The 11,781-nt window shown below is 44.7% G+C and carries 6 protein-coding genes, 3 tRNA genes and 1 rRNA gene; 3 read left to right on the top strand and 7 right to left on the bottom strand.

The genetic code is table 11. The features are described from left to right. Nucleotides 1-88: 88 nt before the first annotated feature. Together QFZ81_RS05845 and QFZ81_RS05840 are read left to right on the top strand one after the other, a co-directional pair. Nucleotides 89-679, top strand: a complete 591-nt coding sequence (locus QFZ81_RS05845) for a GNAT family N-acetyltransferase (protein WP_307601904.1) — start codon at nt 89-91, stop codon at nt 677-679. A 115-nt stretch (nt 680-794) separates the two neighbouring features. Beyond that, entirely contained in the window at nt 795-2,108 is a 1,314-nt protein-coding gene (locus QFZ81_RS05840; RefSeq protein WP_307601903.1) for an aminotransferase class I/II-fold pyridoxal phosphate-dependent enzyme, read from the top strand. 62 nt (nt 2,109-2,170) lie between these two features. On the opposite strand, the gene QFZ81_RS05835 is transcribed toward QFZ81_RS05840, so the two are convergent. Further along, nucleotides 2,171-4,837: a hybrid sensor histidine kinase/response regulator gene (locus tag QFZ81_RS05835; RefSeq protein WP_307601901.1), complete on the bottom strand. Its 2,667-nt coding sequence runs from the start codon at nt 4,835-4,837 to the stop codon at nt 2,171-2,173. A gap of 195 nt (nt 4,838-5,032) precedes the next feature. Between QFZ81_RS05835 and speD the strand changes: the two genes are divergently transcribed. Next, nucleotides 5,033-5,404 (top strand): adenosylmethionine decarboxylase, encoded by a 372-nt coding sequence (gene speD, locus QFZ81_RS05830; RefSeq protein ID WP_307446989.1) that lies wholly within the window; start codon nt 5,033-5,035, stop codon nt 5,402-5,404. Between the two features lie 65 nt (nt 5,405-5,469). Here speD and metK read toward each other — a convergent pair whose 3' ends face one another. From metK to QFZ81_RS05800, 6 genes are all read right to left on the bottom strand, one after another. Beyond that, complete coding sequence (gene metK / locus QFZ81_RS05825; protein ID WP_307601899.1) at nt 5,470-6,687, bottom strand: methionine adenosyltransferase; 1,218 nt, start codon at nt 6,685-6,687, stop codon at nt 5,470-5,472. A 31-nt stretch (nt 6,688-6,718) separates the two neighbouring features. Beyond that, a complete protein-coding gene (gene mtnK, locus QFZ81_RS05820) occupies nt 6,719-7,936 on the bottom strand; it encodes an S-methyl-5-thioribose kinase (RefSeq protein WP_307601897.1) in 1,218 nt (405 codons plus the stop codon). A gap of 236 nt (nt 7,937-8,172) precedes the next feature. Further along, nucleotides 8,173-8,254, bottom strand: a tRNA-Leu gene (locus tag QFZ81_RS05815). Nucleotides 8,255-8,270: 16 nt separating this feature from the next. Then, nucleotides 8,271-8,342 (bottom strand) — tRNA-Gln (locus tag QFZ81_RS05810). A 16-nt stretch (nt 8,343-8,358) separates the two neighbouring features. Then, nucleotides 8,359-8,431 (bottom strand) — tRNA-His (locus QFZ81_RS05805). A 247-nt stretch (nt 8,432-8,678) separates the two neighbouring features. Further along, nucleotides 8,679-11,603 (bottom strand): 23S ribosomal RNA (locus QFZ81_RS05800). Nucleotides 11,604-11,781 lie beyond the last annotated feature (178 nt).

The following is an 11,781-nucleotide window of genomic DNA, read 5'->3' as shown; positions in this document are numbered from 1 at the left end:
CTAAATTGGATCTTTCTATTACTCCACTTTTCAATTATGCTAACTAAAAACTCATTTAAACTACCCAATGACAAGGAGAACATTCCCAATGAATCTACAACCTCTTATTTTAGAAGGAGAGCGTGTCGCCCTACTGCCTATGCAAAAATCCCATATAACCGGCCTACTAGAAGCAGCTGCTGACCCAAACATATGGGCATATATGACGCCGCTTCTTAGTTCCGCAGATGTGGAGAAGTTTGTTCACCAAGCACTAGAAGAACAAAAGGCAGGACTGGGCATCCCTTACAGCGTCTACGACAAGCATATCGATGCTTTCGTCGGCAGCACACGTCTCTTCGATATCTCAGCCCTACATCGGAATGTGGAGATCGGTCATACCTGGTACAATTCCCAAGTGTGGCGTACACGCGTCAATACCGAATGTAAATATTTACTCCTGAACCACTCTTTCGAAACATTAAACCTTCTCCGCGTCCAACTAAAAACGGACCTACGGAATGAACGCTCTCAAACGGCCATTGCTCGATTAGGCGCCCAAAAAGAGGGTATTCTTCGTCAACATCGTATCCTTCACGATGGTTATATACGTGACACTGTCATGTTTAGCATCCTCGATACCGAATGGCCTGAAGTTAAACAGCGGTTAGAAGGTTTTTTAAATAAAGTAAGTGATTAATTCCGTATCCAAAAGCAATCCGAAAATATTTGTTTTGCGCAGTGACGTACACTTGTTAAAGTGGTATAATAACTGCAAAAAATGAATAGCTCATTGGAAGGAATGACCCACTCTTATGAATCCTCTGGCACGACAGTTAAACGAGACCCTGGAACGTGAAAATTCTCACGTGCATGACATGCTTTCTGCATTAGGTAGATCGATTTACTTCCCGAAAGAAGGCATTCTCAGCCAATCTGCTGAAGCAAAGGCCAAAGCCAAGAAATACAATGCTACCATCGGTATTGCTATCGAAAATGGTCAACCTATGCATCTGAAGGTCATTCAAGACACACTCTCCACCTACGCACCAAAAGATATATATGAATACGCTCCACCTGCCGGTAAACCTGAACTTCGTACAGCATGGCGCAAAAAAATGCTCGAGGAAAATCCCGAGATTGGCAGTAAATTGATTGGGAACCCGATTGTTACGAATGCCTTGACCCATGGTCTTAGCATTGCCGCTGACCTTTTCGCAGATGTTGGCGACGCAGTGATTATTCCGGATAAAAACTGGGAAAATTACGAGCTCACCTTCGAAATCCGCCGCGGTGCCCACATCGTGAATTACCCGTTATACAACGAGCAGCAAAAATTTAATGCTGCTGGACTTCGTGAAGCTCTTTTTGCTCAAAAGTCCAAAGGTAAAGCAATCGTTGTCTTGAACTTCCCGAACAACCCGACAGGCTATACACCTGGGGCTGAAGAGGGGAAAGAAATTACGGCTGCCATCAAAGATGCTGCTGAAGCAGGCATCAACGTCATCGTACTTACGGACGACGCATACTTCGGTCTTTTCTTCGAAGGTTCCCTGCACGAGTCCTTGTTCGGTCAATTGGCTGACATCCACCCGCGTGTGCTCGCTGTCAAAATCGACGGAGCCACCAAAGAAGAATACGTCTGGGGCTTCCGCGTAGGCTTCATTACGTATGCAGGCCAAAGCGAAGCACTTCTCAGCGCCTTGGAGCAGAAAACAATGGGGATTATCCGTGCGACCATTTCCAGCGGTCCTCATCCGTCTCAAACATTCGTGCTTCATGCGCTTAACTCTCCAGAGTTTGGTCAACAGAAACAGGAGAAATACGAGATCATGAAAGGCCGCGCTAACCGCACCAAGTCCATACTGGACAGCGGAAAGTTCGATGATGCATGGGGTTACTACCCCTTCAACTCCGGTTACTTCATGTGCTTGAAGCTTAGAACCGTTGATGCTGAAGCCTTACGTGTACACTTGCTGAATCAGCATGGTGTAGGGACGATCGCCCTGGGAACTACCGACCTTCGCGTTGCTTTCTCCTGTATTGAAGAAGGCAGCCTCGAAGAGCTATTCAACCTCATTTATCAAAGCGTTAAAGAAATAGAAACCGTCTCCGCAAGCAAATCATAAGAACAAAAAGAGCACTTCCTAACATCAAGTTAGAGAGTGCTCTTCTTTGTTCTACTCATATTTCATTCCTGTGTATCATCGATAGCAATAGAGGCAGCGACTTGCTGCGCTCCCGTCAGTTTCGAAGCCTGAATGACCCGCTGCAGCACGCTGAATAACTCAAACGCTTCAAACGGTTTTGAAATATAGGCATTCATTCCAGTCCCAAGTACTTGCTCCTTTACGCCTTTCATAGCGTCTGCAGTCATAGCAATAATCGGTGTATCCACATCCCGTTCTCTTATTCGCCTAGCTGCTTCGTAGCCGTCCATGATTGGCATTTGCAAGTCCATCAGTATGGCATCATACCTCTTATTAGCTGCGTACTGGACCGCTTTAGTTCCATCTTCAGCAACATCAACTTGCAAGCCCAACTCATCCAAGATCGCCTTGGCCACAAGTTGATTAATCTCATTATCTTCGACGAGTAGAATGTTCGTATCGCGAAGTGTAGCAAACTTTTCATCGTAATGTTGATCTTCCTTACTAGTCATGTTTTGTTCATTGTCGATCTCATTATGAAATAATCCAGCCATCTCATTATATAATTGCGACTGACTGATTGGATAATAGAGTAATTTTTTTATTGCAGTCGAATTCACAGCATTTTGCAGCTCGGATTCATGAAACGCACTAATTAGAATGATAACTTTCTTCGGGGTGCCATACTCCATCTTGGTTTTTTCTACGAATCGAATGACGTCAGCATTCGGGAGCTTCCAATCTATGATCACCATATCATAGCGGCCGTTTTGATAGATCTGTTCGATAGAATCAGCAGTTGAGTCCGCCACTGTGACATTGAACTCAAATTGCTCCAATTGATTTTTCAATACCAAGCTCATTTCTGTATTGTCACTAATCAGTAAAACGCGGAGAAACTTCCATTTGGAATCTTGAGATAAACTTACGCCTGTAAACGATAAGTAGTCCAATTGCACGGTGAAAGAGAAGCAACTTCCTAACTCTGGCACGCTTTCAATGAAAAATTGTCCGCCCATCAATTCAACAAAGTTTTTACTAATGACAAGCCCTAAACCTGTCCCCCCGTACTTCCTCGTTGTTGACATATCCGCTTGTGTAAACTCTTTAAATAACTGTTCGCACTGCTCCGCGGTCATGCCGATTCCCGTGTCGCGAATGTCAAAACGCAAACAGACGCTTCGCTCATTCTTTGTCACAACGCCCACCGAAATGGTCACTTCTCCGTTTTCTGTAAACTTTACGGCATTACTTGCAAGATTGAGCAAGATTTGATTTAAGCGATAAGGATCTCCTTGGAACATTTGCGGCACTTCATGATGGATGGAAATTTGCAATTTTAACCCTTTGTCAACCACTTTAAAAGCGATCATATTCGAGATATTGTTCAGCACTTCATACAAATCGAATTCGATATGCTCCAGAGCAACTTTCTTCGCCTCTATCTTGGAGAAATCAAGAATATCGCTTATTATCGTTAGCAAGTTTTTTGCCGAAACAATCGTATTCCTAACATAATCCTTCTGTTGGCCCGTAAGTTGAGTTTGTTGGAGTAAATAATTAAACCCGATAATCGCGTTCATCGGCGTTCGTATTTCATGACTCATATTGGCCAAAAAAACACTTTTGGCTTGATTAGCCGCTTCGGCCACATCCTTGGCTTCTGTCAGGGGATTCGTGAGCAATCTGGCGATATAAAACCCGAAAAGAATGGCAAGAACAACAATGAACATACCAACGAGGGTCATTCTCCATTTTAAAGAATCCGTGTAACTCAATAGTTCACTTTTACTAAGAACCGCAGCCATTTTCCACCCGGTAGATTGGGATTGATAGAGAATAACATAGGAGGGCTTACCTTCAATAGTCATTTCGAAAAAACCATGGATTTGCTTTAATAAGGAGGAATAATCGGAAATATTGAACGATACGGGCTGTTTCGTTTGGGTCGATAGAGCCGTTCCGTTGTTTAATTGCTCCAATGTAGAAAAAGTAACTTCGCTATTTGGATGAGCGATAACCGTCCCTTTTTCATCAAACATAAACACATAACCACTTAAACCAATTTGGATATTTTTCACAATATCCGATAACTTGGCGAGACTGCGATCTAAACCGATGACTCCAATGATATGGCCCTGAGCGTCTTTTACCGTAGTCGTTTTACTCACTATTGTCTGAAGTCCATCTGGAGCATTATAGCTGTAGGGAGCGGATCGTTTAATACCATTAGGATCTAGGATAGATTGCTTGTACCAGGGACGTTCACGTGGATCATAGCCGCCTTTCATCGCATCGTTGGGCCACTGAATGTAACCGCCGTCTTTCGTTCCCAAATAAATGTATGTGGTATCTGGATGATATTTCGCATAACGTTCGAACTCACGATAGATATCTCCTTCAATATCAACTCTTTGCGTTGACTTAGGCTGAATACGATCATCCTCTTTGTCAAAATAGGTAGAAACCGTTTCGTCTGCTTGAGTAACAACCGGCATATTTGATAAATTCAACAAATCCTCATCTATGCTTTTATACATCATGCCAAAAGTATTATCTACTTGGTGAAGTTCCTTTTGAACTGATTTGGAAAGCTGATCTTTCATTAATCCACTTGAATATTGATAACTCATAAATCCTAGTAAAAATAAAGGAACTAAAGCGATAAAAGTAAGAAGGCCTATTAGCTTCGTTTTCAATGATTTCAAATGGAACACCCCTTCAAACCGATACAGCTCATAATACATAAATTATTCTACACAATAGGAAAAGAATCCTTTTAATTCGACATTCTCGAGAAGCCCTTTCGTGGCTTTTCACTAGAATTAGTCACTTTACCAGATCACTCATCATTTGTTGTTCATAGAATAGTAGTAAGTTGGACATTTGAAGGGGTGATAGATTTGCAATACTCAACATATGGCAGGCATACGGTTGTTGACGTTTGGGGGGTAGAATCCAGTTTTCTAGATAATGTTGATTTTTTACGACTAATTATGGTGAATGCAGCAGAGAAAAGTGGTGCTACCGTGCTGTCAGTAATCCATAAAAAATTCGACCCAAGTGGCTGTTCAATACTTGTTCTTCTATCTGAAAGTCATCTTTCCATTCACACATATCCGGAGGAAAATTTTGCGGCAATAGATGGTTACACCTGCGGAAAGAGAGTAGACCCTAAAGTTGCAGTCGATTATTTAATAGATATATTAAAACCCAAGAAAATGTATACAAAAACATTAATTCGAGGTTCTAATGAAATAGATGTCTTAGATTAATATAAAAAGCCTCTTTCGGATGAAGAGGCTTTTTTGTGTTGAGTCAAATGCGTAATGGTTGTTGATCATTCCCTTACTGCCCCTATTGCTGCATCTCTTAACAATTCCGCTTTATCTGTCTGTTCCCAAGGAAATTCAACATCCATACGGCCAAAATGTCCATACGCTGCCGTGTTCTGATAAATAGGTCTACGCAGATTTAGCATCTTAATAATGCCTGCCGGACGAAGATCAAAGTGATTACGAACTAATTGAATAAGATTATCATCGTCGATGATTCCCGTACCAAATGTATCGATAGCTATACTAACGGGATGTGCCACTCCAATCGCATAAGCAATCTGAATTTCACACTTTTGAGCGAGACCTGCCGCAACAATGTTTTTTGCTACATAACGCGCGGCATAAGCAGCCGAACGGTCAACCTTGGTGGGATCTTTACCCGAAAATGCACCTCCACCATGACGAGCATAGCCGCCATAAGTATCGGCAATAATTTTACGACCTGTTAATCCTGCATCTCCCTCTGGACCACCGATCACAAAACGGCCCGTTGGATTAATAAAATATTTTGTTTTTTCATCTATCAAATCAGTTGGAATGACAGGCAAAATCACAAATTCATACATATCTTTTTTAATTTGCTCTAGGGACACTTCAGGATCATGTTGAGCTGAGATTACGATCGTATCGATACGGATGGGGTGATCGCCTTCATATTCTACGCTGACCTGAACTTTCCCATCGGGACGCAAATAAGGTAATGTACCATTCTTGCGCATTTGAGCCAATTGATACGCCAATTTATGAGATAAAGCTATTGGCATTGGCATTAGTTCCTTGGTTTCACTACAAGCAAACCCGAAAATCAATCCTTGATCACCGGCACCAGTTATTCCTTCAATCTCTCCTCCATTCAACTTGCCTTCGCGAATTTCTAAAGCTTCGTTGACCCCCATTGCAATATCAGGAGATTGTTCATTAATGGCGATTAAGACTGCACATGAATTAGCATCGAAACCGAGCTCAGCTCGTGTATATCCAATGTTACTAATTGTCTTTCGAACAACTTTTTGATAATCAATAACCGCATTCGCCGTAATCTCGCCAGTTACAAGAACAAAGCCCCGACCTACACAGCATTCACAACCAACGCGTGCATACGGATCTATCTCATATATAGCATCTAATATCCCATCAGAAATTTGGTCACATAGTTTATCAGGATGGCCTTCAGTCACCGATTCAGAAGTAAAGAGATGGTTTCTTTTTTTAATAGTCATATACATGACCTCCCAAATTATAATCCTCTTTTTATAACTCTCCCCACCCTGCTGTCTTTCTAACACGGGATGTAACGTCTTTGATTCTTTGCACTTGCCGTCTTTCTAGTACCAACTCTTGTCCGATCGAAAGCGCTAGCTTTTCAGCTTTTGCCCGCAAACTTGGATCATTTATGCTTTCCAAATCCCATACATGTGCTAGACCTATGATTCTACGAATCATTTTACAACCCGCATAGCCTGCAGTATCTTCAAGTATTTGGAGTAAGAAATGATCTACGTATCCCGGGATTGCCGTCATTCTTTCTTTAGATTCTTTGTCCCATAAATGTCTAAATTCTTTTTCAAAGTAAGTCCATATTTGTTCGATCATCGTAAGAAGATACGTTTGATAATCTATTCGTTCCTGCGAGTCCTTCGTGTGTCCTTCGTGGGAGGCAAAGCTAAGTAGAAGGTTTCCTATCACAGCGCCGATATCAAATCCAATAGGTCCATAAAAAGCGAATTCCGGATCAATCACTTTTGTATCCACATTCGTTACCATGATGCTGCCGGTATGAAGGTCCCCATGGATGAGTGCCTGGGCATGGGTGAGGAAACCTTCCTTTAATTTTGCGACCTCAAGTTTCAGTTGGGTATTCTCCCATATTTCAACCACCTTATCTGCTATCAATGGATTAAATTGATTGGTTTCTGAAGCGAAATAGGGATCCGTAAAAATGAGATTTTCGGATATCTTGCACATTTCCGGATTTGAGAATTGAACCACTTTTTCCTTTTTCACTTGAGAGGGCAATGCAAAATCAGACGACATATACAAAGTTCGCGCTAGAAAAGTGCCAATTTGACATGCAAAATGAGGATAGCGTTCTTGAGCCACCAATCCTTTACGCATATTCAGGTGGTTCGATAAATCTTCCATCACAGTCAAGGCCATCGTACTATCATAATGATAGACAATAGGCACTAAACCTGGGCAAATAGAATGTTGTTCAATCAATGCCTGACTCTCAATTCGTGCCCGTTCAAGAGTCAATGGCCAAGATTCCCCAACCACCCGCGCATAGGGAAGAGCTTGCTTCATTATGATGCTTTTTCCTGAACTTTTGTCTGTAATACGAAAGACCAGATTCAAATTCCCATCGCCAATCTCTTCGCAAACCAGTTGTGCATTTGTCATAAACATGTTTCTTAACTTTCGGGCGTAATTCATAGCACTATATTCATTAAGGGCTTGGTACTGAAGCATACTATCATTCCCCCTTCCTCCTCTTTTAGAAAAGTAATACTATTCTATTAATAATCCAAGAAAGTGATTTTGGTGTATGCAAAAAACCAAAATAGTAAAACAGACTACATATTTAGGCCACTCTAAGAGAATCTATCGATGGAACCAAAATGTTTGGCATGATTGTATGTTACACATCATCCGTTATAACACAAAAAAACCCTTAACTAGTAAGGGTTTCTTGCTTAAAATAGGGATGCGGTCGGAGGGATTTGAACCCTCACGCCTTGTGAGCGCCACCCCCTCAAGATGGTGTGTCTGCCGTTCCACCACGACCGCAAATGAAATTAGAAAACTGGGGATCTAGGATTTGAACCTAGGCATGACGGAGTCAAAGTCCGTTGCCTTACCGCTTGGCTAATCCCCATTATTGAAGGGAAAAGGGCGACCGATGGGACTTGAACCCACGAATGCTGGATCCACAAACCAGTGCGTTAACCCCTTCGCCACGATCGCCACAGTAGGGATTTATTCCCTGAAGACTAGATACGAAACATTCGTAAAGTAATTAAGTGCATGGCTACGTTAGACGTAGGTGCTAGCTGCTTAGTCAGCTGAGTAGAGAGATTTTAACTTTCGTCAAAGATCCCTAAGCGGAGAGACTTTAATCTACGATTAAAGATCCCTAAGCGGAGAGACTTTAATCTACGATTAAAGATCCCTAAGCGGAGAGACTTTTGACTTCGTCAAAAGATCCCTATATTAGGTTAAGCCCTCGACCGATTAGTATTCGTCAGCTGCATGCATTGCTGCACTTCCACCTCGAACCTATCAACCTCGTCGTCTACAAGGGGTCTTACATACTGGGAAATCTCATCTTGAGGGGGGCTTCGCGCTTAGATGCTTTCAGCGCTTATCCCCTCCGTACATAGCTACCCAGCGATGCCTCTGGCGAGACAACTGGTACACCAGCGGTACGTCCATCCCGGTCCTCTCGTACTAAGGACAGCTCCCCTCAAATTTCCTACGCCCGCGACAGATAGGGACCGAACTGTCTCACGACGTTCTGAACCCAGCTCGCGTACCGCTTTAATGGGCGAACAGCCCAACCCTTGGGACCTACTTCAGCCCCAGGATGCGATGAGCCGACATCGAGGTGCCAAACCTCCCCGTCGATGTGGACTCTTGGGGGAGATAAGCCTGTTATCCCCAGGGTAGCTTTTATCCGTTGAGCGATGGCCCTTCCATTCGGTACCACCGGATCACTAAGTCCGACTTTCGTCCCTGCTCGACTTGTAGGTCTCGCAGTCAAGCTCCCTTATGCCTTTGCACTCTGCGAATGATTTCCAACCATTCTGAGGGAACCTTTAAACGCCTCCGTTACATTTTAGGAGGCGACCGCCCCAGTCAAACTGCCCACCTGACACTGTCCCCATACCGGATCACGGTACTAGGTTAGAACTCCGATACGATCAGGGTGGTATCCCAACGATGCCTCCACCCAAGCTGGCGCTCAGGCTTCAAAGGCTCCCACCTATCCTGTACAGATCGTACCAAAGTCCAATATCAAGCTGCAGTAAAGCTCCATGGGGTCTTTCCGTCTTGTCGCGGGTAACCTGCATCTTCACAGGTATTAAAATTTCACCGGATCTCTCGTTGAGACAGCGCCCAAGTCGTTACGCCATTCGTGCGGGTCAGAATTTACCTGACAAGGAATTTCGCTACCTTAGGACCGTTATAGTTACGGCCGCCGTTTACTGGGGCTTCAATTCATAGCTTCGGAACCGAGGTCCCTAACCACTCCTCTTAACCTTCCAGCACCGGGCAGGCGTCAGCCCGTATACTTCGCCTTGCGGCTTCGCACAGACCTGTGTTTTTGCTAAACAGTCGCTTGGGCCTTTTCACTGCGGCCCCCTCGGGCTATTCACCCTACCGAGGCACCCCTTCTCCCGAAGTTACGGGGTCATTTTGCCGAGTTCCTTAACGAGAGTTCTTCCGCGCGCCTTAGAATTCTCTTCTCACCCACCTGTGTCGGTTTGCGGTACGGGCACCTTCGCCTGGCTAGAAGCTTTTCTTGGCAGTGTGAACTCATGACCTTCGGTACTTAAATTTCCCTCCCCATCACAGCCCAGCCTTATCGATGTGCGGATTTGCCTACACATCAGCCTCACTGCTTGGACGAGCATCCATCAGCTCGCGTCACTATCCTTCTGCGTCACTCCATTGCTCATAACGGCTACGGTGGTACAGGAATTTCCACCTGTTGTCCATCGACTACGCCTTTCGGCCTCGCCTTAGGTCCCGACTTACCCTGAGCGGACGAGCCTTCCTCAGGAACCCTTAGGTTTTCGGCGGATCAGATTCTCACTGATCTTTTCGTTACTTATACCGGCATTCTCACTTGTATGCGCTCCACCTGTCCTTACGGTCAGAATTCTACGTACATACAACGCTCCCCTACCCATGCACAAATTCATGTGCAAGCCATAGCTTCGGTGGCGTGTTTAGCCCCGTTACATTTTCGGCGCAGAGTCACTCGACCAGTGAGCTATTACGCACTCTTTCAATGGTGGCTGCTTCTAAGCCAACATCCTGGTTGTCTGTGCAACTCCACATCCTTTCCCACTTAACACACACTTGGGGACCTTAGCTGATGGTCTGGGCTGTTTCCCTTTTGACAATGGATCTTAGCACTCACTGTCTGACTCCCGGATTTAAGTTTGTGGCATTCAGAGTTTGACTGGACTTGGTAACCCTTGGCGGGCCCCGCACCCAATCAGTGCTTTACCTCCACAACTCAACATCCGAGGCTAGCCCTAAAGCTATTTCGGGGAGAACCAGCTATCTCCGAGTTCGATTGGAATTTCTCCGCTACCCCCACCTCATCCCCGCATTTTTCAACATGCGTGGGTTCGGGCCTCCAGTGAGTGTTACCTCACCTTCACCCTGGACAGGGGTAGATCACACGGTTTCGGGTCTACGTCCACGTACTAAAGCGCCCTATTCAGACTCGCTTTCGCTGCGGCTCCGCCTTTTCTGGCTTAACCTCGCACGGGAACGTAACTCGCCGGTTCATTCTACAAAAGGCACGCCATCACCCATATAGAGGGCTCTGACTTTTTGTAAGCACACGGTTTCAGGTTCTTTTTCACTCCGCTTCCGCGGTGCTTTTCACCTTTCCCTCACGGTACTGCTTCACTATCGGTCACTAGGGAGTATTTAGCCTTGGCAGATGGTCCTGCCGGATTCCGACGGGGTTTCACGTGACCCGCCGTACTCAGGATACCTCTAGGGGTTTCGTTCGATTTTGGCTACAGGGCTTTTACCTTCTATGCCGGACCTTTCCAGATCGCTTCGCCTACCGAACTAACCCCACAACGAGGTCCTACAACCCCAAGGAGCAAGCTCCTTGGTTTGGGCTATTCCGCTTTCGCTCGCCGCTACTGACGGAATCACTTTTGTTTTCTTTTCCTCCAGGTACTTAGATGTTTCAGTTCCCTGGGTATGCCTCTACTATTGCTATGTATTCACAATAGAGTAACTGCGCATTACCACAGCTGGGTTCCCCCATTCGGACATCCCCGGATCAAAGCCTGCTTACGGCTCCCCGAGGCATTTCGTCGTTCGCCACGTCCTTCTTCGGCTCCTAGTGCCTAGGCATCCTCCGTGTGCTCTTTCTAGCTTAACCTAGAAAAAACTTTAAAGATTTTTGTATGATCCAAAAGAATCACACAACCTAAGTTCTTACTTTACGTTTTGTTTCGTTATCTAGTTTTCAAGGAACAATGTTGCAACCATTACATTCGCAAAGCGATGTTGGTTGTCAACTTGCGTTTGAAAGATTGCTCTTTCAAAACTGAACACGA

The organism is Paenibacillus sp. V4I9, from assembly GCF_030817295.1.
Taxonomy (GTDB): Bacteria; Bacillota; Bacilli; order Paenibacillales; family NBRC-103111; genus Paenibacillus_E.
This window is presented reverse-complemented; position numbering and strand designations above follow the sequence as displayed.